Origin of the sequence: Roseateles sp. (assembly GCF_052436255.1) — a bacterium.
Classification (GTDB): domain Bacteria; phylum Pseudomonadota; class Gammaproteobacteria; order Burkholderiales; family Burkholderiaceae_C; genus Pelomonas.
In genome coordinates this window covers 1-21,761 of record NZ_JBQVNP010000064.1, presented here as the reverse complement: position 1 = coordinate 21,761, position 21,761 = coordinate 1, and the positions used below count along the sequence as shown (strand labels likewise).

19 protein-coding genes are annotated in these 21,761 nt (G+C 68.6%); 13 read left to right on the top strand and 6 right to left on the bottom strand.

Annotated features, from left to right (window positions below; all coding sequences use genetic code 11):
- Positions 1-238: 238 nt before the first annotated feature.
- Together ACT6S0_RS15420 and ACT6S0_RS15415 are read left to right on the top strand one after the other, a co-directional pair.
- Positions 239-2,065: a rhamnogalacturonan lyase B N-terminal domain-containing protein gene (locus ACT6S0_RS15420; RefSeq protein WP_444764688.1), complete on the top strand. Its 1,827-nt coding sequence runs from the start codon at positions 239-241 to the stop codon at positions 2,063-2,065.
- A complete protein-coding gene (locus ACT6S0_RS15415) occupies positions 2,062-2,748 on the top strand; it encodes a hypothetical protein (RefSeq protein WP_444764687.1) in 687 nt (228 codons plus the stop codon). The genes ACT6S0_RS15420 and ACT6S0_RS15415 overlap by 4 nt, the downstream gene beginning before the upstream one ends.
- Positions 2,749-3,231: 483 nt before the next feature.
- On the opposite strand, the gene ACT6S0_RS15410 is transcribed toward ACT6S0_RS15415, so the two are convergent.
- Positions 3,232-4,602, bottom strand: coding sequence for an FGGY-family carbohydrate kinase (locus tag ACT6S0_RS15410; protein ID WP_444764686.1), 1,371 nt, complete (start codon positions 4,600-4,602; stop codon positions 3,232-3,234).
- Between the two features lie 8 nt (positions 4,603-4,610).
- Positions 4,611-5,489, bottom strand: a complete 879-nt coding sequence (locus ACT6S0_RS15405; RefSeq protein ID WP_444764685.1) for a DeoR/GlpR family DNA-binding transcription regulator — start codon at positions 5,487-5,489, stop codon at positions 4,611-4,613.
- A gap of 480 nt (positions 5,490-5,969) precedes the next feature.
- On the opposite strand from ACT6S0_RS15405, the gene ACT6S0_RS15400 reads away from it, so the two are divergent.
- From ACT6S0_RS15400 to ACT6S0_RS15350, 11 genes are all read left to right on the top strand, one after another.
- Complete coding sequence (locus tag ACT6S0_RS15400) at positions 5,970-8,090, top strand: bifunctional rhamnulose-1-phosphate aldolase/short-chain dehydrogenase (protein ID WP_444764684.1); 2,121 nt, start codon at positions 5,970-5,972, stop codon at positions 8,088-8,090.
- Positions 8,091-8,325: 235 nt separating this feature from the next.
- Positions 8,326-9,621, top strand: a complete 1,296-nt coding sequence (gene rhaI / locus ACT6S0_RS15395) for an L-rhamnose catabolism isomerase (RefSeq protein ID WP_444764683.1) — start codon at positions 8,326-8,328, stop codon at positions 9,619-9,621.
- Between the two features lie 145 nt (positions 9,622-9,766).
- Positions 9,767-11,146, top strand: coding sequence for a glycoside hydrolase family 28 protein (locus ACT6S0_RS15390; protein WP_444764682.1), 1,380 nt, complete (start codon positions 9,767-9,769; stop codon positions 11,144-11,146).
- 39 nt (positions 11,147-11,185) lie between these two features.
- Positions 11,186-11,350 (top strand): hypothetical protein, encoded by a 165-nt coding sequence (locus ACT6S0_RS15385; protein WP_444764681.1) that lies wholly within the window; start codon positions 11,186-11,188, stop codon positions 11,348-11,350.
- Positions 11,351-11,383: 33 nt separating this feature from the next.
- Positions 11,384-11,707, top strand: a complete 324-nt coding sequence (locus tag ACT6S0_RS15380; protein WP_444764680.1) for an L-rhamnose mutarotase — start codon at positions 11,384-11,386, stop codon at positions 11,705-11,707.
- Complete coding sequence (locus ACT6S0_RS15375; RefSeq protein ID WP_444764679.1) at positions 11,671-12,426, top strand: DUF6250 domain-containing protein; 756 nt, start codon at positions 11,671-11,673, stop codon at positions 12,424-12,426. The genes ACT6S0_RS15380 and ACT6S0_RS15375 overlap by 37 nt, the downstream gene beginning before the upstream one ends.
- On the top strand, positions 12,417-13,958 hold the full coding sequence (locus ACT6S0_RS15370; RefSeq protein WP_444764678.1) for an alpha-N-arabinofuranosidase: 1,542 nt from the start codon (positions 12,417-12,419) through the stop codon (positions 13,956-13,958). The genes ACT6S0_RS15375 and ACT6S0_RS15370 overlap by 10 nt, the downstream gene beginning before the upstream one ends.
- A complete protein-coding gene (locus ACT6S0_RS15365; protein WP_444764677.1) occupies positions 13,955-15,802 on the top strand; it encodes a glycoside hydrolase family 2 protein in 1,848 nt (615 codons plus the stop codon). The genes ACT6S0_RS15370 and ACT6S0_RS15365 overlap by 4 nt, the downstream gene beginning before the upstream one ends.
- A gap of 158 nt (positions 15,803-15,960) precedes the next feature.
- Positions 15,961-16,995, top strand: coding sequence for a glycoside hydrolase family 43 protein (locus ACT6S0_RS15360; protein ID WP_444764676.1), 1,035 nt, complete (start codon positions 15,961-15,963; stop codon positions 16,993-16,995).
- A gap of 73 nt (positions 16,996-17,068) precedes the next feature.
- Positions 17,069-17,845, top strand: coding sequence for an alpha/beta hydrolase family protein (locus tag ACT6S0_RS15355; RefSeq protein WP_444764675.1), 777 nt, complete (start codon positions 17,069-17,071; stop codon positions 17,843-17,845).
- 44 nt (positions 17,846-17,889) lie between these two features.
- Entirely contained in the window at positions 17,890-18,744 is an 855-nt protein-coding gene (locus tag ACT6S0_RS15350; RefSeq protein ID WP_444764674.1) for a hypothetical protein, read from the top strand.
- A 74-nt stretch (positions 18,745-18,818) separates the two neighbouring features.
- Here ACT6S0_RS15350 and ACT6S0_RS15345 read toward each other — a convergent pair whose 3' ends face one another.
- The 4 genes from ACT6S0_RS15345 to ACT6S0_RS15330 form a co-directional block, all read right to left on the bottom strand.
- Positions 18,819-19,229, bottom strand: coding sequence for a GFA family protein (locus ACT6S0_RS15345; RefSeq protein WP_444764673.1), 411 nt, complete (start codon positions 19,227-19,229; stop codon positions 18,819-18,821).
- A gap of 93 nt (positions 19,230-19,322) precedes the next feature.
- A complete protein-coding gene (locus ACT6S0_RS15340) occupies positions 19,323-19,985 on the bottom strand; it encodes a DUF2306 domain-containing protein (RefSeq protein ID WP_444764672.1) in 663 nt (220 codons plus the stop codon).
- A 35-nt stretch (positions 19,986-20,020) separates the two neighbouring features.
- The gene (locus ACT6S0_RS15335) at positions 20,021-21,379 is read right to left on the bottom strand and encodes a sensor histidine kinase (protein ID WP_444764671.1); all 1,359 of its coding nucleotides are present in this window, start codon (positions 21,377-21,379) and stop codon (positions 20,021-20,023) included.
- Between the two features lie 73 nt (positions 21,380-21,452).
- Positions 21,453-21,761 (bottom strand): winged helix-turn-helix domain-containing protein (locus tag ACT6S0_RS15330; RefSeq protein WP_444764670.1); only part of this gene is annotated, 309 nt, incomplete at its 5' end.

The window sequence follows — 21,761 nt, the reverse complement described above, 5'->3', positions numbered from 1 at the left end:
CGGCGTCCTTCCGATGCAGGAGGAAGCGGCCGCCCGACATTGCCGTTCCTGCGATATGAGCGCGACTGCGATCACGCGTCGCTATCGCTCCGGCGCACGAAGCGGTGGGGGGGCCGGCTTGGCGGCCAAACGCTCAAGCAGTTGAGTACACGCGCTGCACGCGGCTACCTAGAGTCCGCAGCGGTCAAGGGGCGCTGCCCCACCGACAGTGAACAACGACACGAAACCAGGAGACTCCATGAACACGACAAGCACACGCCCGCCCTGGGCGCGTTGGCTGGCCGCAGGCCTGCTTGCCACGCTGGCGCCGGCCGCGATGGCGGCCTTCAGCATCACCACCGTCCACGACAACAACAACGCGGCCCGGCCGCAGTACATCATCGACACCGACGGTGGCCTGGTGTTCAAGGTGAGGGGCTGGGACGCCAGCAGCACCACGGCCATCGGCGACTTGTCGAGCATGGTCTACAAGGGCGTGGAGTACGCCGACCCCGCCCGCGGCACGCAGCTCAACTCCGGGGCCGACTGGCTCTACAACGGTGTCGGCGCCGTGGGCCTGAAGGTCGAGGCCGTCAGCGCCAATGGCACCGTGATCCCGGCCTCCAGCGCCAACGGCGGCGTGGTCAACGCGACTGACTACATCCGCGTCACCCTCACCAGCACCAGCACCAAGGGCGGCGTGCTGACGCACTACTACGTGGTGAAGAAGGGGGAGTCCAACATCCACATGGGCACGCACTTCACCGAACAGCCCGATGTGCACGGCCTGGTGCGCTTCATCGCCCGCATCCCCGTCGCCAGGCTGCCCAACGGCGGCCCGCCTCATGCCGCAGGTGGCCTGGTCACGTATGGCGGCGAGAGCTTCTGGGCCGAGGATCTGCGCGGCACCAGCGGCGCCATCGAGGCCAGCGACGTGTTCGGCTTCCCGGCCACGGACCCGCGCCATGGCCAGACGCGCTCCAAGCACTATGCCAACCGGCGCTTGAAGGACTGGGAGTTCGTCGGCGGCACCGGCCCCGGCGTGGGCGTCTGGTTCTGGCGCGACAACAACGAGGGCGGCTCCAGCGGCCCCTTCTACCGCAGCCTGCTGCAGCAGATCACCAGCACGACCAACGAGTTGACCTACATCGTCAACTACGGCGAGGCGCAGACGGAGCCCTTCCGCCTGAACGTGCTGAACGCGTACACGATGATCTTCAACGACGGCAGCGTGCCGACGGCAAGACCTGACACCAGCTGGTACGGCCAGCTGGGCCTGGTGGGCTATGTGCCGCCGGTGGGCCGTGGTTCGGTCAGCGGCGCCGGGCTGACGGGTCGCCTCGCGGGCCTGCCCTACACCGTGGGATTCGCCAACGCGCAGGCGCAGTACTGGGCCGATGCCGACCCCGTGGACGGCCGCTTCACGGCCACCGGCATGCTGCCGGGCGTCTACACGATGACCGTCTACAAGGGCGAGCTCGCCGTGCAGACCGGGTCGGTCACGGTCACCGCCAACGCCAACTACGCGCTGAACCCGGTGGCCATCACGGCTGACCCCGAAACCACGCCGGCCCTCTGGCGCATCGGCCGCTGGGACGGCACGCCGCAGGAGTTCATCAACGGCGACAAGCTGACCTTCATGCATCCGAGCGACGTGCGCATGGCCCCGTGGACGGTGGCGCCCTTCGTGGTGGGCCAGTCCAACGCCGCGACGCACTGGCCGGCCTACCAATGGCAGAAGCACAACAACGGCCTGCAGGTGCGCTTCACGCTGCGCCGTGGCCAGAACGCGGCGGCGCTGCGGCTGCGCCTGGGCGTCACGGCGGACTTCAACAGCGCCCGCCCCGTGGTGACCGTCAACAGCTGGTCGTCGGGCATCCCGCCAGCGCCGCCCAAGGTGTCGCGCAACCTGACGGTCGGCACCTATCGCGGCTTCAACCGCACCTACAACTTCGACATCCCGGCCAGCCAGCTCGTCGTCGGCACCAACACGCTGACCATCAATATCGCCAGCGGCACCGGCGGCGACAACTTCCTGAGCCCTGGCCTGTCGTTCGACGCGATCGACCTGGTCGCTGCGCAATGAACACACACAACGACATCATGAAGAAGACCTTCGCCGCCCTGCTGACCGCCCTGGTCACCTTGCCCGCCACTGCAGCCGTCGTGCAAACCACCGGCGCCGGCAGCGCCACGCCGGGTGCGACGCACCTGACGTTTGCGGCCGACTTCGAGGCCAACACCCACCTCGACAGCCCCTGGTCCGAAGGCGGCCTGCAGTTCACGCACACCGGTTTTGCGAACGACAACGGCGGCTGCGGCTATGCCGGCGAGTTCTGCGTGGATGTGCCGGCCGGCCAGACCTACAGCGAGTCTTTCTCGGGCAACTACTTCGCCACGGCGGGAACGAATGCCTACCTGTCCATCAAGAGCGAAGGCCCCAAACTGCACGGCATCGAGTTCGCCGTCGACTCCGGCTACCTGAACATCCACGTGCTGTGGCAGACCTGGCTGGACGGCGTGCTGACCGGCAGCGGCAAGGTGTCGCTGGGCGCTGCGGGCATTGGCGACGTGCTGGCGCTGAGCGACATGGCCGGCTTCAGCGAAGTGCGCGTCTTTGCGTTCGACAGCGCCAGTGACAACAGTGGTTACAGCGCACCCGCCATCGACAGCGTGCGCGCGTTCACGGTGTCGGAGCCGGGGTCGTTGGCGTTGGCGTCGCTGGCGGGGCTGGGGGTTGCCGGCGTTCGCCGGCGGCGGAAGGGCTGACGCGGAGGTTGGCGTATTGCGGCCCGGCCCATGCCGGGTCGTCGCCCCGGCGGGCGACCTTCTTTTTGAGCGACCAAAAAGAAGGCAAAAAGTCGCCCCCGAACCGCCTGGCCCTTAGCTTCGCAGCGGGCTGCCCTGCGGTGCTCGGCGGGCTCAGAGGGGGGTGAAGAACAGCCGGCGCCAACCGGCTTTCAGGCTTTGCTGTTGGCTGTTGGGCTGTTCGGGGCTCCCCTTGGAGGAGCCGAGAAGCGCAGGAGCCCGAGGCGCGCGCGCAGCGCGCTTCGTCAACTGACTCCGCGCAACTGTTTGACCGCAGCGCAGCGGAGGGAGTTTTGCGCGGGCCTCGGGCTCCGAGGCATCGCAGGGGACCCCGCAGCGCAGCGTAGGGGCGACGGAACGGGGGCGGTTTCTTTGGTTACTTTCTTGTCCGCACAAGAAAGTGACTCGCCCGCCGGGGCGAACTCCCGGCATGGGCCTCACGCGTCAAGCCGCTCCAGCCGCAGCACGCCAAGCATCCCGATACCCCCGCCATCCCGACGGGTTCCACGCCACGACCGGCGCCACCGCCGACCCCGCCTCGCTGCCCCAGGCATCCAGCAGCCAGGCCCCGCAAGTCGTGCCGCTGCTGTCATCCGACACCGTCACGTCCCGACCTTCCGCCAGCCCGGCCAGCAACGGCCCGAACCACGGATTGGCGGTGAACGCGCCCTCGACGACCACGCGACCACTGGCGCCCAACGAAGACAAGCAGTAGTCCGTCATCAGCACCGCATACAAGGTCGCCAGCGCCGCGCGCTCGGCATCGGTCTCAGGTACCGGGCCATCAACACGCCCGATCCGGCCGGCAAACGGCCCGCCCGTTTCCGCAAAGCAGGGCAGCGCCATCGTCTGCCGTGCAATCAACTTCTCTGCATCGGCCGCAACGAACGCTGCCGGCTCCGTCCCCGCAATCGACGCGAACTCCCGCCCGCCCATGAAGCGCATGCACGGCACCGCGTCACCGAAGACATCGCAGTTGGCCAGCATGTCCTGCGCCTCGACCAGCGGCTTCGTCGCCGAACCCAGCGCCGCGGCGATGACCCAGGTGCCGGTTGACAGCACCGTGCAGGGTCCGCTCTGTTGCAGCGTCAGCAGGTGGCGCAGCAGCGAGGCGTTGCTGTCGTGGATGCCACAGACCACCTCGCAATCGGCCGGCAGCCCGGTGCCCGCCGCCACGTCGGCGCGCAGTGCGCCCAGCCGCGCCCAGGCATCGCGGCGCGGCGGGAAGAGCCGCCGCCAACCCTGACCCTCGACCAGGGACGACCACGCGCCCTCCCCGGGGCGCCACAGGTCGGTATGGCAACCCAGTGACGTGACCTCGCTGGCTGCCACGCCGCACAGGCGCCAGGCCCAGTATTGCGGATACATCAGCACCTGCTTGGCGCGCGCGAACTCGGCAGGGTAGTGGGCTTGAAGCCATTCAAGCTGGCGCCCGAGGTTGAGCCCGGCCGGCAACTGCGGCGAGCCGCTCTCTTCAAACGCCGGCCGCAGCGCCGCATAACGCGCCGCATCGGCGGCGTCGCCTGGCACGTGCTCGTAGTCCAGCACCGGCAGCACCAGGCCGGCGTCATCGATGAGCGCAGCCGTTGCACCGTGCGTGACCGGCACGATGGTGCGGATGTCGGCCAGCGCAGACAGCTCGCGCAGCTGGCACACCATCCATGCCCACAGCCCTTCGGTGTCGTGGTGCGGAAAGGGCCCGATGCGGCGCACCGTATTGGGTGTGCGCACGTCGGCCAGCGTCTTGCCGGCCGCGTCGATCAGCGTCAGCTTGGCGTTGGTCTTGCCGATGTCGAGAACGACGGTTCCACGCACCGCCGCACTCAAGAATGCAGGCCCGCGTGGTGGTAGGCGCCGGCCTCCAGCACGGCCGCGTAGTCACGCGAGCTCATGGCCGAGGCCGCCGCCACCCGCGGGTCCACGGCTTCGGGCTCCACGGTGATGACGCGCACGCCGTAGTGTTCCAGCAGCTGCACGGCGCTGTCGGAAGCACCGGTGTCGGTGATGACCGTTGACACCCGGTTGAGCCCGCACAGCACAAGCCCGGCCTTGCGCGCGAACTTGGAGCTGTCCACCAGCACGACCAGCTCCTCGGCTTGGCCGATGAGGCGCTTCTCGGCCTGGATCAGCAGCGGATCGGCCTCCATCAGGCCCAGGATGGACAGGCCGTAGACGCCCATGAACATCTTGGCCGCGTAGTGGTGCTGGGCGACGTCGTTCTCGAAGGGACTGAGAATGACATTCTGCTCGCGGTAGACCTTGCCGCCGGGCAGGATGATTTCGTTGTCGCTGGTGACGAGCAGGCGCTCGGCCATCAGGAACGAGTTGGTGAGAATCTTCAGCTGTTTCTCGACGAGAAACTCCGCCATCATGAACGTGGTAGTACCGCCATTGATGATGATGGTTTCGCCGTTATTGCACATCGACGTGGCATAACGCGCAATGGCACGCTTGGCAGCGCCGTTCTGCTGAATATTGTTCTGGAATGTCTCGCTGGTCAGTGCATAAGATTTCTTCTTCTGCTCCAACCTTTGGGCGCCACCGCGGGTGCGCGTCAGCTGGTTTTTTGCCGCCAGCCAGGATATATCTCGCCGCACCGTTGCGGCCGAGGCCGACAACCACTCCATCAGTTGCTGAACGCTGGCGTTCTCGCGCTCGTCCAGCAGTTTGAGCAGGCGCTTATGGCGCTTGTGATTGATCATGATTCACCTTTGTCGGGCGCCTTGGCACGCAGCGTTGGCGACCGTTGTCTCGTCGTTATGTCACCCAACCCTCTGTTGCATACCGGGGCGGGCGTCGCTTGCCTTCGGCAGCCGGCTGAGGCCGGCGCCTGATCGCGGCCGTTGAGCGTAGGCGCCGGCCGCTGGAACTCGCCTGCCCCGCTCACAACCGCTCAACTGAGCGGCCCGGCCAAGGGTGAAACGCAGTTCCGAAATGCAGATTACGTCAGGCACATGACGAGGTCAATCAGCAAACGCTCATGGCCGTGAGCGTTTGCTGAGCGATTGGCGGCCGAGCCGAGCTTTCGCTCATCCTTTTGATTTACTGCGGCAGCCTCGCGCCGGCGCCGGCGTTTCGGCTCACACTGCGCCCCGTTTCCTTGTGAATCTCCCGCCATGCGCGGGTCCCGAGCCGCATGCCGCGGTGGCGGGATGAAATATCGACCGAATACAGGCAAGCTGATGACTGCAAATTCCCAAACCCCTGCCGAATCCTCAGGCAAGGCGCCCATCGTGTCCAAATGGGACGATGCGGTGGCCGCCAAGCTGACCGAGCCGGAACTGCTGCTGTACCGTTCCAACCTGCTGGGCTCGGATTTGCGCGTGACGAATTTCGGCGGCGGAAATACTTCGGCCAAGGTCATGATGCGCGACCACCTGACCGGCGAAGACGTTGAAGTGCTGTGGGTCAAGGGCTCCGGCGGCGACCTGGGGTCCATCAAGCTCGATGGTTTTTCCACGCTCTATATGGCCAAGCTGCAGGCGCTGAAGAAGCGTTATCGCGGCCTGGAACGTGAAGACGAGATGGTGGATTACCTGCCGCACTGCACCTTCAACCTGAACCCGCGCGCCGCGAGTATCGATACCCCCTTGCACGCCTATATCCCGAAGGCGCATGTGGACCACATGCACCCGGACGCCATCATCGCCATCGCCGCCTGCGCCGATAGCAAGCGCCTGACCGAGGTGATCTTCGGTGGCCAGCTGGGCTGGCTGCCCTGGCAGCGCCCCGGCTACGACCTGGGTCTGAAGCTCGAAGCCCTGGCCACGTCGCAGCCCCACCTCAAGGGCATCATCCTGGAAGGCCACGGCCTGTTCACCTGGGGCGACACGGCCAAGAGCTGCTACGAGATCACGCTGGAGATGATCCGCCTGGCCGAGCAGTGGCTGAACGAGAACATCAAGCAGCCGGTGTTCGGCGGCGTGAAGACCGTGGCGCTGCCCGCCGAGCAGCGCGCAGCGATCGCCGCCAAGCTGATGCCCGCGCTGCGCGGCCGCATCAGTGCCGACGAGCGCAAGCTGGGCGACTTCAACGACAGCGACGTGGTGCTGGAGTTCGTCGGCAGCCACGATTTGCCTAAGCTGGCCGCGCTCGGCACCTCCTGCCCCGACCACTTCCTGCGCACCAAGATCCGCCCGCTGGTGCTGGACTTCGACCCGGCCAAGCCCGATGTCGACGCCGTGCTGGCCGGCCTGGATGCTGCGCTTGAGGCCTACCGCGCCGACTACCGCGCCTATCACGAGCGCTGCAAGCGGCCCAACAGCCCGGCCGTGCGGGATGCCAACCCCATCATCTACCTCATCCCCGGCGTGGGCATGCTGTCCTTCGCCAAGGACAAGGCCACCGCCCGCATCGCCGGCGAGTTCTACATCAACGCCATCAATGTGATGCGCGGCGCCAACGGCGTAGACACCTATGTCGGCCTGCCCGAGCAGGAAGCCTTCGATATCGAATACTGGCTGCTTGAGGAAGCCAAGCTGCAACGCATGCCCAAACCCAAGAGCATGGCCGGCCGCGTGGCCCTGGTCACCGGTGGCGCCGGTGGCATCGGCCAGGCCGTCGCGCGCCAGCTGCTGCAGGAAGGCGCCTGCGTCATGCTGACCGACATCGACGGCGAAGCGCTGGAGGAAGCCAGCAAGGCGCTGATCAAGGTCGGCGGCAAGGACGCGGTGGCCACCGTGCGCGGCGACATCACCTCCGAAGCCGAAGTCGAAAGCCTGATTGCCGCCACGGCCCTGCGCTTCGGCGGCCTGGACATCCTCGTCTCCAATGCCGGCATCGCCTCCGCCGCGCCGCTGGAGGACACCTCGCTGGAGATCTGGAACCGCAACCAGAACATCCTCGTCACCGGCTACTTCCTCGTCAGCCGCGCCGCCTTCCGCCTGCTCAAGGCACAGAAGATCGGCGGCAGCATGGTGTTCGTCGCCAGCAAGAACGGCCTGGTCGCCTCCGCAGGTGCATCGGCCTACTGCACGGCCAAGGCGGCCGAGATCCACCTGGCCCGCTGCATCGCGTTGGAGGGCGCGGCCATCGGCGTGCGCGTCAACGTCGTCAACCCCGACGCCGTCATCCGCGGCTCGCGCATATGGGACGGCAAGTGGAAGGAAGAGCGCGCTGCGTCCAACAAGATCGACTCGGACAACATCGAAGAGTTCTATCGCCAGCGCAGCATGCTGAAGTTGAGCGTCTTGCCGGAAGACATCGCCGAGGCGGTCTACTTCCTCGCCAGCGACAAGTCCGGCAAGAGCACGGGCAACATCCTCAACGTCGACGCCGGCAACGCGGCCGCATTCACGAGATGACGCCCCTCGTCCAGTCTTGCCCTGCTGAACGCGGGCAACCCTGGCCGGTCCCCCGAGGGGACGGCGATGCTTGCGGCATTGAGCCGCAAGCACATCGCCCAACGCGGGCCGGCTTGGCGAACTGGAGTCGGACACAAGCAGTCCCTGCGGACTGCTTGTGCCTACGACAGGCCATGGGCCTCTGGCCCATGGCAGCCCGGCGCTCGGCCCGCAATACTGAATTCAGGAGAACCATATGACGACGAACATCATCGACGCCGGCCAGGTCGAGCAACACAACGCCTCGCAGCGCGCCACGCTGCAGGCCGACTTCGACGCGCTGGGCGGCATGCTGTCCCGCCGCGGCGTGGACATCGAGGCGCTGACGGCCGCGGCCCAGACCTTCGCGGTCGCCCTGCCCAGCTGGGGCGTGGGCACCGGTGGCACGCGCTTTGCACGCTTCCCCGGCAAGGGCGAGCCGCGTGACGTGACCGAGAAGCTGGAGGACTGCGCCGTCATCCACCAGCTGACGCGCGCCACGCCCTCCGTGTCGCTGCACTTCCCCTGGGACAAGCCCAGCGACCCCAAGGCCCTGCGCCAGCAGGCCGACAGCCTCGGCCTCGCCTTCGACGCGGTCAACTCCAACACCTTCCAGGATCAGGCCGGCCAGGCCCACACCTACAAATACGGCAGCCTGACCGCGCAAAGTCCCGCCGCCCGCGAGCAGGCCGTGGCGCACAACATCGACTGCATAGCCCTGGGCAAGACGCTGGGCTCCAAGGGTTTGACGGTGTGGGTGGGTGACGGCGCCAACTTCCCCGGCCAGCACAACCTGCGCGGTTCGCTGGAGCGCTACATCGACAGCGCCAAGGGCATCTACGCCGCGCTGCCCGACGACTGGCTGATGTACATCGAGCACAAGCTGTTCGAGCCCGCGTTCTACTGCAGCGTCATCGCCGACTGGGGCACCAGCTTCGCCGCGGCGCAGACCCTGGGCGAGAAGGCCAAGTGCCTGGTGGACCTGGGCCACCACGCGCCCAACACCAACATCGAGATGATCGTGGCGCGCCTGGCGCAGTTCGGCAAGCTCGGTGGCTTCCACTTCAACGACAGCAAGTACGGCGACGACGACCTGGACTCGGGCTCCATCGACCCCTTCCAGCTCTTCCTCGTCTTCAACGAGCTGGCCGATGCGGCGCAGCGTGACGGCACGTTCAGCCCGGCCTACATGCTGGACCAGTCGCACAACGTGACCGACCCCATCGAGAGCCTGATGAGCAGCGCCGTCGAAGTGCAGCGCGCCTTCGTGCAGGCGGCGATGGTGGACCGCGCCGCGCTCGCCGGCTTCCAGGAAGCCAACGACGTGCTGCAGTCTGCGCAGGCGCTTAAGAAAGCCTTCCGCACCGATGTGAGTCCCATCCTCGCGATGGCTCGGCTGCGCTCGGGCGGCGCCATCGACCCGGTGGCGGCTTACCGCGCCAGCGGCTATCGCGAGCAAGCGGCGGTGAAGCGGCCGCCCAGGGCCGGCGCCAGCGGCTCGGGCATCGTCTAGAACGTGGAGCCCCTCGTCCAAGGGGTACCTTGGCCGGTCCCCCAAGGGGACGGCGATGCTTGCCGGATTGACCGGCAAGCACATCGCCAAAGCGGGCCGGCTTGGGAGCGGCCCGGCGCTCGGCCCGCAACCATGCACTACGGCCATGCCCGATGAGATGAATGCCCCGGCCTTTGGCGCACGCGGTGACGGCATCACGCTCGACACGCGGGCGCTGCAGGCCGCCATCGACGCCGCAGCGGCACAGCGCACCACGCTGCGTGTGGGCGCGGGCGTCTACCTGACCGGCTCCCTCTTCCTGAAGAGCGGCATGACGCTGCAGCTGGACCGTGGCGCCACGTTGCTCGGCTCGCGGCACCTGGCCGACTATCCGCTGCTGCCCACCCGTGTGGCCGGCATCGAGATGCGCTGGCCGGCTGCCCTGGTCAACATCTACGGCGAGCGTGACGTGGGCCTCGTCGGCGAGGGCTGCATCGACGGCGACGGCCAGGTCTTCTGGGACAGCTACTGGGCCCTGCGCGCCAGCTACGAGCCGCGCGGCCTGCGCTGGGCGTCGGACTATGACTGCCAGCGCCCGCGCCTCGTGCAGGTCTTCGAGTCCGCCCGCGTCAACATTGGCGAGGGCCTGCTGCTGCGCCGCTCCGGCTTCTGGACGCTGCACCTCTGCTACAGCGAGGACCTGACGGTCGACGGCGTCGTCATTCGCAACAACGACGAGGCCCACGGCCCTTCCACCGACGGCATCGATATCGACTCCTGCCGCCGCGTGACCATCCGGCACGCCGACATCGCCGTCAACGACGACGCCCTGTGCCTGAAGGCCGGCCGCGACGCCGACGGCCTGCGCGTCGCGCGGCCTTGCGAAGACATCGCCATCAGCGACTGCATCGTCCGCGAGGGCGCTGCCGGACTCACCTTCGGCAGCGAGACCTCGGGTGGCTTCCGGCGCATCACGGCCCAGCGCATCGCCGTGCATGCGCCGGTGCCGGTGGGCCTGCTGTTCAAGAGCGCGCCCACGCGCGGCGGCTTCGTCGAGGACGTGTCCATCAGCGACTTGAGCCTGCACGACGTGCCGGTCGCGATGCGCGCGACGATGAACTGGAACCCCGCTTACAGCCGCGCCACCATCCCCGAAACCGAGCTGGCCGGCGCGCCGGCGCACTGGGGGACGATCGCGCAGCCCGTGCCTCCCGCGCAGGGCCGCACCCATGTTGCCGGCGTGCACATCCACCACCTGCTGGCACGCGGCGCCGACGTGGCGTTCGAGGTCGACGCCGATGCGCAGGCCCCCATGCGCCACTTCCGCTTCAGCGGCCTGGACATCGAGGCGCGCCGTGGCGGCCATGTGCTGGATGTGCTCGGCTGGCGATTCGATGCCGATTGCCGCCTGCGGCTCGGTACGCCGGTCGCCGTGAACGCCGACGTCGCGCTCGCGGGCCTCGACGCCGCACACTGGCAAGTAGAGCCCGGCCTGGCCCGACGCGACGTATCGAGCCTGAGCATGGCCGAGCAGGACGTTCTCTGACGACAAGTCTGGCCTAGGTGCCACAACAAGGAATGTGCAATGGGATCCGCAATCAGCTTCATCGCCTTCGCCGGCTACATCGTTCTGGTACTTCTACTCGTCATGCTCGCCGTTCGCTTCGTGCGCGCGCACGAACGCGGCGCGGCCGCACTGGAAGAGATTGCACGCCGCTTCAATGACCGTAGCCCCGGCGCGTCCGGCTGAGCCCTCACCCATGTGATCAGGAGACCTGCTTCGATGACCGACGAAATCCGTGCCTTCAAGATGCAGCTCAAGCCCGGCGTCGTGGCCGAGTACAAGAAGCGCCACGACGAGCTGTGGCCCGACCTGGCCGAGGCGCTGCGCGGCGCCGGCATTCACGACTACTCCATCTTCCTGGACGAGAGCACGCTGAGCCTGTTCGCCGTGCTCAAGCTGAAGGCCGGCATGCCCATCGACGCGCTGCCGACACTGCCCGTGATGCGCCGCTGGTGGGACTACATGGCCCCGCTGATGGAAGTCGAAACCGATAACAAGCCGCGCCAATGGGCACTGCCCTCCGTCTTTCACTTTGCGGGTTGATCCTCGCAGCGCCGCTCGCGGCGTTGGCTTGGTGCGAAGCGCCGCGCAAGCTGGAGCAAGTCGCCGCTGACGACTTCCGCGCCGGCCTCGCCCGCTGGCGGCTGGAAGCCGAGGACACGCGCGCAGTCGTCACCGCGCAAGACGGTGTGCTCGACATCGCCACGCCCGCGGGCCTCTCCCTGTGGTGGCGCCCGCACTTGAGCGGCGACTACGCCATCCGCTTCACCGCGCTCGCCCTGCCCGCGCCCGCCAGCGCCGGGCCGCATGCCGGCCGGCTGTCGGACCTGAACATGTTCTGGAATGCGCTCGAAGCCGACGGCAGCGAGCCTCATCCGCGCAGCGGCAGGTTCGCCGGCTACGACACGCTGCCCACCTACTACGTGGGCTTCGGCGCCAACGCCAACACGACGACGCGGCTGCGCCACTACACGGGCAGCGAGCGGCGCCTGCTAACGGGCTATGCAGACGGCTCAACAGCCGAGCCTGGCGAAGCGCCGATGACGCCGCAGACCCGTCTGCATGCGGGCCAACCGCTCACCGTCGAGATTGTTTCGCGCCGACCCACGGCTGCAGACCCCGTTCACCTGCGCTGGCGTGCCGGCAGCAACGAACTCTTTACACGCGCCGACGCCAATGCGCGACTGCACGGCTGGTTCGCGCTGCGCACCACGGCCAGCCGCCTGCAGATCCGCGACTTCCAGATCCTCCAATGCCGCTGAAACACCTGCTGCTCACGCTCGGCCTGGCCGCCTCCCTCGCCCACGCGGCCGAGCCGGTCAAGATCGACATCCAGGCCGACAAGCCCGGCCCGGTGATTGCCCGCCAGATCTACGGCCAGTTCGCCGAACACCTGGGCGCCGGCATCTATGAAGGCCTGTGGGTCGGTACGGACAGCAAGATCCCGAACGTGCGCGGCTGGCGCAGCGACGTGGTGGGCGCGCTGAAAGCCATCAAGGTGCCCGTGCTGCGCTGGCCGGGCGGCTGCTTCGCCGACGAATACCACTGGCGCGACGGCATCGGCCCGCAGGCGCAGCGCCCGCCGCGCGTCAACACCAGCTGGGGCGGCGTCATCGAGCCCAACTCGGTCGGCACGCACGAGTTCATGGACCTGGCCGAGCAGCTGGGCAGCGAGGTCTACATCAACGCCAACCTCGGCTCCGGCACCGTACAGGAGATGGCGCAGTGGCTGGAGTACCTGACGGCCGAGGGCGACACCGCCCTGGCTAGAGAACGCCGCGCCAACGGCCGCGACAAGCCCTGGCGTGTGCAGTACTGGGGCATAGGCAACGAGAGCTGGGGCTGCGGCGGCAACATGAAGCCGAGCTACTACGCCGACCTCTACAAGCACTGGGCCACCTTCGCGAAGGCGCCGCGCGGCAACCGGCCCAAGCTCGTCGCCAGCGGTGGCCAGGAGCTGGAGCTGCACTGGACCGAGACGCTCAGCGCCGAGATCAAGCAGATGAGCGCCATCACCCATCACCAGTATTCGCTGCCCACGCGCGACTGGAAGAGGAAGGGGGCGGCCATCAACTTCCCCGAGGCCGAATGGATCTCCACGCTGGCCGTGCCGCAGGCCATCGACGGCTACCTGGCCAAGCACCGCGAGATCCTGGACCGCAACGACCCGGCCAAGAAGTTCGCCATCTACTTCGACGAATGGGGCAGCTGGTACGACCCCGAGCCCGGCACCGACCCGGGCTTCCTCGTGCAGCGCAACACCCTGCGCGACGCGGTGCTCGCCGCGCTGCACTTCCACGTGTTCCACCGCCACGCCGAGCGCGTGAAGATGGCCAACCTCGCGCAGATGGTCAACGTGCTGCAGGCCGTGGTCATCACCGACAAGGAACGCATGCTGCTGACGCCGACCTACCACGCGTTTGCGATGCACCTGCCCTTCATGGATGCGACCTCGCTGCCGGTGCAACTGAGCGGTGTGCCGACCTATGCACTGGGCAAGTACAGCATCCCCGCCGTGAGTGCCAGCGCGGCCAAGGGTGCGGACGGCAAGCTGCTGCTGAGCCTCACCAACACCAATCCGAACCAGGGCCTGCCGGTGCAACTCGCCGTGGGCGGCAAGGGTGTGCGCGCCGTGACCGGCCAGTTGCTGACGGCTGCGGCGATGGACGCCGAGAACCGCTTCGACGCGCCGGACCGCGTCAAGCCGCAGCCCTTCCAGGCCCAGGCCAGGGACGGCAAGTTGGCGCTGACCTTGCCCGCCAAGTCGGTGCTCGTGCTGGAGCTGCAGCCGTGATCCGTCACCTCATCGCCTGGCTCGCGCTGGCTGCCGCGCCCGTCCTTGCGGACGACCTCCGCCCGCCGCTGCTGCTGACGGGTCAGCGCGCCGACGTGCAGGACCTGTCCGGCCGCTGGACCTACTCCAAGGACTACTACCGCACGGGCCTGACCGACATCAACGGCTGGGTCGCCAAGAGCCGCATGCAGCGCCACCGCGACCTCGACATCGCCGCCAAAGAGGCCAAGCCCGGCACCGCGTTCTTCGAGTTCGACCTCGACCGCGGCCCGGCGATGCAGATCCCTGGCGCGTGGAACGCCGCCGAGCCCGAGCTGCGCTACTACGACGGACTGATCTGGTTCCAGCGCCGCTTCGATGGACCCGCACCAAAGCCTGGCGAGCGCAGCTTCCTGCGCTTCGAGGCCGTCAACTACCGCGCCTATGTCTACCTGAACGGCAAGGAAATTGGCCGGCATGAAGGCGGCTTCACGCCCTTTGTGCTGGAGGTGACCGACGCGCTGCGCGCCAGCGGCAACCGGCTCGTCGTCGGCGTGGACTCCAAGCACGACGCGCAAAGCATTCCGGGCGAGATCACCGACTGGGATCTGTACGGCGGCATCACGCGGCCCGTGAAATTGATCCGCACGCCGGCCACCTTCATCGACGATGCGACGCTGCGCCTGACCGACGCGGGCCGGCTGGTGGGCAGCGTGCAGCTCAACGGCGCGCAGGCGGCCAGGCAAAAAGTCAGCGTGCAGATCGACTCACTGGGGCTCAAGGCGCAGGCGACGACGGACGCCAACGGCGAAGCGCGCTTCGACCTGCCCGCGCCGGCCACGCTCAAGCGCTGGACGCCCGAAGCCCCGCAGCTCTATGCCGTGCGCTTCGCGAGCAGCGCCGATGCCGTCGATGAACGCATGGGTTTGCGCACCATCGCCGTCAAGGGCAGCGAGATCCTGCTGAACGGCAAACCGGTCCTGTTGCGCGGCGTGTCCCTCCACGAGGAAGAGCTGGGCGCCAACCCCGCCCGCCGCCTGACCGACAGCGCCGCACGCGCGCTGCTCAGCGAGGTGAAGACCGGCCTGAACGGCAACTACGTGCGCCTGTCGCACTACCCGCACAGCGAGGCCATGCTGCGCGCGGCCGACGAGCTGGGCCTGCTGGTGTGGAGCGAGATCCCCGTCTACTGGACCGTGGACTGGGACAACCCCGCCGTGCTGCTGAAGGCCAGGCGCCAGCAGGCCGAGACGATCTACCGCGACCGCAACCGCGCGGCGCTCATCATGTGGAGCGTGGGCAACGAGACGCCGGTGGCCGACAACCGCACGCGCTTCCACGCCGCGCTGGCCGACACCGTGCGCGCGCTGGACGCCAGCCGCCTCATCAGCGCGGCGCTGCTGGTCAAGCGCGACGGCGACACCATCCAGATCGCCGACCCGCTGCTGGCCCACCTGGACGTGATGGCCGTCAACACCTACGCGGGCTGGTACGGCGACGACCAGCTGCAAGACCTGGCCCGGCTGAAGTGGGCGCTGCCGACGGACAAACCGCTGATCGCCTCCGAGTTCGGTGCCGACGCGCTGGCCGGCCATCACGACGGCAGCGCCAATGATCAACGTCAAGCGCGCAAATGGAGCGAGGAGTTCCAGGCCGCCTACTACCGCGAGACGCTGGCCATGCTGGCGCGCATCCCCAACCTGCGCGGGCTCTCGCCTTGGGTGCTGAAGGACTTCCGCTCGCCGCGCCGTGAGCACCCGGTGTTCCAGAATGGCTGGAACCGCAAGGGACTGATGTCGGAGACGGGGCAGCGCAAGCTGGCGTTTGAAGTGCTGGCGGAGCATTACCGAATGCAGGCGAAATGAGGCGGTTGAGGTTTGCCGACGCCAGCCTGTGCATCGAGTGGTTGTGAGTCGCTGGAGCGGCTTTTGGGCCAGGCCAAGCCGGGGGTTAGCACCGGCCTGAGCCTGGCCAACGAGCCGCTGCAACGACACTCATAGCCCCAATCCGCATTGACCCCGCGATGATCCACACCCGCCGCCGCCTCCTCACTGCCGCCCTGCTGGCCCCCGCGCTGCCCGCCCTCGCGCAAGCGCCAGCAGCACCCACCCCCGCGCCGCTGCCCTGGCCCAACCCGCTGATCCCGCAGCGCGCCGACCCGCAGATCATTCGCCACGACGGCTGGTACTACCTGATGGCCACCGTGCCCGAGTACGACCGCCTCGAACTGCGCCGCGCCCGCTCCATCGCCGGCTTGGGCCAAGCCGAGCCCAAGGTCGTCTGGCGCAAGAAGGACAGCGGCCCCATGAGCCATCACATCTGGGCACCCGAGCTGGCCTTCCTGGACGGCCGCTGGTACATCCACTTCAGCGCCGGCGAGGCCAAGGAGCCGTGGAAGATCCGCATGTGGACGCTGGAGAACGCCTCGCCCGACCCGCTGCAGGGCGAGTGGAGCGAGCGCGGCCAGATCAAGACCGCGTGGGAGAGCTTCACGCTCGACGCCACCGTCTTCGAGCACCGCGGCAAACGCTACATGGCCTGGGCGCAGACCGACCCGGCGAAGAAGAACCACAGCACCGACATCTTCATCTCGCGCATGAAGAGCCCGACCGAGCTGGAAGGCCCGCAAGTGCGGCTGAGCCAGCCCGACTACGCCTGGGAGAAGGTGCGCCACATCGTCAACGAGGCGCCGGCCGTGCTCATCCACGGCGGGCGCGTCTTCATGAGCTACTCGGCCGCCGGCACCGGCGCCGAGTACTGTCTGGGCCTGCTGTGGGCCGACGAGAACGCCGACCTGCTGGACGGGAAGAGCTGGCGCAAGTCGCCCGGCCCGGTGTTCATCAGCAGCCCCGAGAACAGCCAGTACGGCCCGGGCCACAACAGCTTCCTCGTCGAGCCGGACGGCACGGTGCTCAACGTCTTCCACGCCCGCAACTACCGCGACATCGTTGGCGACCCGCTGAAGGACACCGGCCGCGCCACGCGCGTGCAGCCGCTGCGCTTCACGGCCGACGGCATGCCGGACTTCGGCCTGCCGTTGCCTGAGACGAAGCGATGAGCGCCGCGCCGGGCCGTCCCAAGCAAGCTCGCTCCCGCCTGGCGGGACAGGCCGAAGGCCGAAGGGTGCACCAGTGAACGTCGTCGCCCTGTCCAGCGGCGAGCCCAATGTCTTCGATGGCGAATCGCCGGACCGCATCTGCCGCCGCCCCACGCGCGCCGAACTGCACGCTTTCCCATCGCCCACACCCGCGCGCGGCCGCGCCATCGTCTACGCGGGCGGCGGCTACCTGCAGCTGATGCACGACAAGGAGGGCGTCGAGACCGCGCAGTGGCTGAACACGCTGGGGCTGGACGCCTACGTGCTGGTGCACCGCTTACCAGGCCAAGGCGGCCAGGACGGCCATGCCTTCGACATCGCGCTGCAGGACGGCCTGCTGGCGCTGGACCACCTCGCCACGCTGCCGCCGCTGCCGCTGCTGCACGTCGGCCTGTCCTCGGGCGGCCACCTGGCCGGCGTGCTGGCCTGCCAACGTGAATCGGCGGGCGCGGTCATCGCCTACGCACCGCTGAACGCCAACCACCGCGACCACAAGTTCCCGGCCGGCAAGCCCGACTTCCCGCCGCCCGAGAAGCAGGCCTTCTACGACGCCTGGCCCATCGGCATCGCGAGCGAGCCGCATGGCCTGCCGCGCTGCCCGGTGTTCCTGGCCTATGCGCTGCACGACGCCATCGTGCCGGTGCAGCACGCACTGAACCTCATCGTCGCGGCGCAGCAGCACGGGCTGGACGTCGAGGCGCATGTGTTCCCGCAGGCCGAACATGGCTTCGCGCTGCGCGGGCTGGACGGCACGCAGGACCAATGGCCCGCGCTGGCGGCGCGCTGGATGCGCGCGAAGCTGGGTCGCTGAAACTTCGCCTACGCTTGCGCGCTTGTCGAGGCAACGGGTCAAGCATGCTGGAAGAGATCAATACCTGGGGTGACTACCGGACCAAGCTGCGCGAGTTCGATGCCGTGCTGGAGCACGGCAAGGCCGTCAGCGCGGCGCTGACGGGCGTTGCATTGACAACGCCACAGGCCAGCTACGGCGAGCAGATCTTCGTGAAGCTGCTCGCGCATTGCATCGCGCTGCGGCGGCTGGCGCCCGACCCCGCGCAGGCCATGCCACGCGAGTTGTGGGACCTGCCCTCCATGAGCGCCGTGGCGCGCTGTGTCATCGAGGCCCATGACGCCTTCGAGTACGTCGCGGGTCATTCCGTGAGCGACTCGGAACGCGGCTTCCGCATCCGCCTGTGGGAGCTGCATGACGCGACGCGGCGGCTGAAGATCCTGGCCCGCATCGGCTCGACCGACCCCGCCATCGCCGGCATCCGCGCCGACGCCGCGCGGCTGCAGCTGGCGCTTGACGCCCACGCCCACATGGCCGCGCTGCCGACCGAGCTGCAGGCCGCCATGCGCCTGCGCCTGGCGCGCAACGACCCGCCGGACTTCCACCTGAACCGGCGCCAGCGCTGCGAGTTGAGCGGCGTCGACGCCGACTGGCATGAGGCCATCACGATGCAACTCTCGCAGCATGTGCACACCCTGCCCTTCTCCGTGCATCAGCTCCGGAAGTTCCAGGCCGGCACGCCCGAAGCCCTGCGTCTCATGGCCCAGCCGCTGGTGTTCGCGCTGCCCTTCCTGGCCCGGGTCATCCACGGCATGGAAGTGCTGATGCCCGGACGAGCGCCCAAACCACCCAGCCGGACGGCGCGCACGATCGCGGCGTGGCGCCTGCTGGCCGACCGAGGGATGAAGGACGGCCAGTAAGGGGCGCGCGCAGGGCCTTGAACTCGGCAATCTTGGGCTTGCGGCTGGTCAGCGTGACGCTGCGCATGCCGGCATCATGCCGCGCCGCTCGGCGGCGCGAACTGCGCCAGGAACTGCTGCTCCGTCAGCATCGGCGTCGGGTTGGCGAAGTCGTAGTAGCCGGGCTTGTTGTCGACATAGATCTGGCTGGTCAGCTCGAAGTCGCCGGACTCGAAGACCCCGGCCGGCACGAAGTACTCGCCGGTCGCCAGCAGCTTGTAGAAGAGATGCGTGCCGCAATGCCTGCAGAAGGCGCGCTCTGCCCACTCCGACGAGGCGTAGACGGTGATGTGCTCCTGTCCGCTGAACTGGACGTCAGCGCCGCAATGCACGGCCAGCAGCGGGCCGCCGCCCCAACGCCGGCAGAAGCCGCAGTGGCAGGCGCCGATCTCTCGTGCATCGGGCGACGTGAAGCGGACGGCGCCGCACAGGCAGTGAGCTTGCATGGATGACATCTCCGAAAAACCCAGCGGGGTGGACAGGTGCGTCGATTCTTGCGCCTCCCTTGCCTGGATCTGGCAGCAGCTGCACCCAACGAGTCAACCCCCATCGAGCTGCGTGTCCGGCCAGCTCGGCTCCGGCTGCGGCGCCCCAGGCGCGCTGCGCCACAGCCACCACTCCAGCCACAGCGCCTGCGGCAGCCACGAGGTCCAGGCCAGCGCCGTGTAGAAGGCTTCCACGGGCACATCGAAGGCCGAGCCGGCGAGGATCTGCAGGCGCAACGTGATGCCGCCGGCCGTCAACACGAAGCTGCGCAGCATCCAGCGCCGGTGCGCCGCCACGCGGCGCGCGCGGATATGGACGAGGGCGATGGCCGTGGTCGCCAGCCACAGCAGGCCCAGCAGCCCGAAGCCCAGTTGCGCCAGCGGCCCGCCGTTGGCCTGCAAGGCCAGGGGCAGCGCCGTCAGGCCACCCACCAGCAGGCTGCTCGCATAGCCCCAGCCAATGGCGCGGTGCAGACCCGGGCGTTGCTCGCGCAGCCGCTTGACGAACTGCCACGGCCCGAGCATCAGGGCCAGGCCACCGGCCACCGCATGCAGCACCAGCAGCTCGCGCTGCGTCGCGAGGTTGGGCAGCGGCGGCGCGAAAGGCGGGCCCGGCAGCGCATAGCGCAACGCTGCCATGCCAATGAACCAGGCCGTCAGCAGCAGCAGCGCGAAGCCGAGCCGGCGGGCGAATCGTGAGGGGTTTGCGGTGTTCATGCCACCCAATCTAGGCGGCATGAATGAGTTCAGGCTTAGGGCAGGTGAACCCGCGCCATCAAGCCCGAACGCGCGTCGTCACGGCCCAGCAGTTCGATGCGCAGCCCGTGCCGCAACCCCGCCTGCCGCGCGATGGCCAGGCCCAGGCCGCTGCCGCCGGCGGGGGCGTCGGGCATGCGGAAGAAGCGGTCGAAGACGCGCTCGCGCATGGCCTCGGGCAGGCCGGGTCCGCTGTCGATGATGTCCACCCAGCGCGCGCCGCCCTCGCCGGCCGCCAGCCGCAGCTCGACCTCGCCGCCTGCGGGCGTGTGGCGCAGCGCGTTGTCGACGAGGTTGTCGAACAGACTGCGCAGGTCGCCCTCGACAGCGTCCAGCAACAGCGGCCCGTCGATGTGGTCGACAACCCCGATCTCGATGCCGCGCCGGTCCGCCGCCGCCATCGCCTGGCCCACGCTCTCGCGCAGCACGGCGCGCAAGTCCAGGGCGGCGGCGGGGCCCGTGGCGCGCGCCGCCTCCTGGCGCGACAGGCTCAGCATCTGGCCCACCAGGTGCTCTGCGCGCCGCATGCCCTGCTGCAGCTGGGCGAACTCGGTCGCGGCGTTCGTCATGTGCGGCCGCAGGTTTTCCAGCTGCAGGCTGAGCGCCGTCAGCGGCGTGCGCAGCTCGTGCGCGGCGTCCTGAACGAAGCGGCGCTGAGAGACGAGGGCGCTGCGCAGTCGCTCCAGCAGCGCCTCGAAGGCCTGCACCAGCGGCGCCATCTCGCGCGGCACGCTGAGGTCGGCAGGCGCAGCGCTGTGCTCGTCGCGGCGCGCGAGCTGCCGTGCCGAGTGCTCCAGCCGCCGCGACGCCCGCCCCACCACCAGCGCCAGCACGGCCAGCGACACCGGCAGCAGCAGCAGGCCCACCAGGCTGGCGAATATGGAGCGCCCGCCCACCTCCAGCAGCCGGAAGCCGCCGCTGTGCAGCACCTGCACGCGCACCTCGCCGCCTGTCTCGGGGGCCGTGTAGACCCGCCAGTCCGCACCGGCGGCCGCCACGCGGTGCCAGCCCGGCGTGGACTGCAACGGCACGTCGGCGGCAGGCATGGCGCTGAACCGGCGTGCCGGGTCTTGCTTGCACCAGACCTGCACGACGAAATCGCCGCCCTCGTGCACCTGATCGGGCTGTAGCGGCGGCGGGGCGTCGGCCAGGCTGGCGCAGCTGCGCGCCGCGTTGGACTGCGCCAGCGCCACCATCTGGCCGTCCATGAAGTGAGAAACGGTCTCGCCGTAGTTGAGGGCGAAGGCCCAGCCCAGCACGGCCGTCGTCAGCAGGTGCAGCGGCAGCAGGCACAGCACGAGCTGGCCACGCAACGAGCTGGGCCAGCGCCAGAACCGCATGCCAAGCACCGTCATTGAGGCGCCCTTCGCGCTTCGCGCTGTCCCGCCAGGCGGGAGCGAGCTTGCTTGGGACGGCCCGGCGCGGCGCTCATGGGGCGGCATCCACCAGCGCCACCCGCCAGCCCAGGCCGCGCACATTGCGGATGGCGTCGGCGCCGAGCTTGCGGCGCATGCCGTGGATGAGCACGTCGATCATGTTGCTGCCCACCTCCTCGCCCCAGCCGTAGATGCGCTGCTCCAGCTGCTCGCGCGACAGGATGGCGCCGGGCCGCTCCAGCAGCGCGCGCAGCAGCGCGAACTCGCGCGCGGTCAGCGCCTCGCGCTGCGCACCGCGCACTGCCTCGCGGGTGTTCAGGTCCAGCTGCAACGCCGCGCCGGCGCCCAGCAGCGACTGCGC

Excerpts from the sequence above, each read along its gene's own strand:
- ACT6S0_RS15370 (WP_444764678.1), top strand. The coding sequence starts at position 12,417 with ATGCCGCTGAAACACCTGCTGCTCACGCTCGGCCTGGCCGCCTCCCTC.
- ACT6S0_RS15415 (WP_444764687.1), top strand. The coding sequence starts at position 2,062 with ATGAACACACACAACGACATCATGAAGAAGACCTTCGCCGCCCTGCTG.
- ACT6S0_RS15340 (WP_444764672.1), bottom strand. The coding sequence starts at position 19,985 with ATGAACACCGCAAACCCCTCACGATTCGCCCGCCGGCTCGGCTTCGCG.
- ACT6S0_RS15350 (WP_444764674.1), top strand. The coding sequence starts at position 17,890 with ATGCTGGAAGAGATCAATACCTGGGGTGACTACCGGACCAAGCTGCGC.
- ACT6S0_RS15360 (WP_444764676.1), top strand. The coding sequence starts at position 15,961 with ATGATCCACACCCGCCGCCGCCTCCTCACTGCCGCCCTGCTGGCCCCC.
- ACT6S0_RS15385 (WP_444764681.1), top strand. The coding sequence starts at position 11,186 with ATGGGATCCGCAATCAGCTTCATCGCCTTCGCCGGCTACATCGTTCTG.
- ACT6S0_RS15345 (WP_444764673.1), bottom strand. The coding sequence starts at position 19,229 with ATGCAAGCTCACTGCCTGTGCGGCGCCGTCCGCTTCACGTCGCCCGAT.
- rhaI (WP_444764683.1), top strand. The coding sequence starts at position 8,326 with ATGACGACGAACATCATCGACGCCGGCCAGGTCGAGCAACACAACGCC.
- ACT6S0_RS15335 (WP_444764671.1), bottom strand. The coding sequence starts at position 21,379 with ATGACGGTGCTTGGCATGCGGTTCTGGCGCTGGCCCAGCTCGTTGCGT.
- ACT6S0_RS15405 (WP_444764685.1), bottom strand. The coding sequence starts at position 5,489 with ATGATCAATCACAAGCGCCATAAGCGCCTGCTCAAACTGCTGGACGAG.
- ACT6S0_RS15390 (WP_444764682.1), top strand. The coding sequence starts at position 9,767 with ATGCCCGATGAGATGAATGCCCCGGCCTTTGGCGCACGCGGTGACGGC.
- ACT6S0_RS15420 (WP_444764688.1), top strand. The coding sequence starts at position 239 with ATGAACACGACAAGCACACGCCCGCCCTGGGCGCGTTGGCTGGCCGCA.
- ACT6S0_RS15400 (WP_444764684.1), top strand. The coding sequence starts at position 5,970 with ATGACTGCAAATTCCCAAACCCCTGCCGAATCCTCAGGCAAGGCGCCC.
- ACT6S0_RS15375 (WP_444764679.1), top strand. The coding sequence starts at position 11,671 with ATGGGCACTGCCCTCCGTCTTTCACTTTGCGGGTTGATCCTCGCAGCG.
- ACT6S0_RS15380 (WP_444764680.1), top strand. The coding sequence starts at position 11,384 with ATGACCGACGAAATCCGTGCCTTCAAGATGCAGCTCAAGCCCGGCGTC.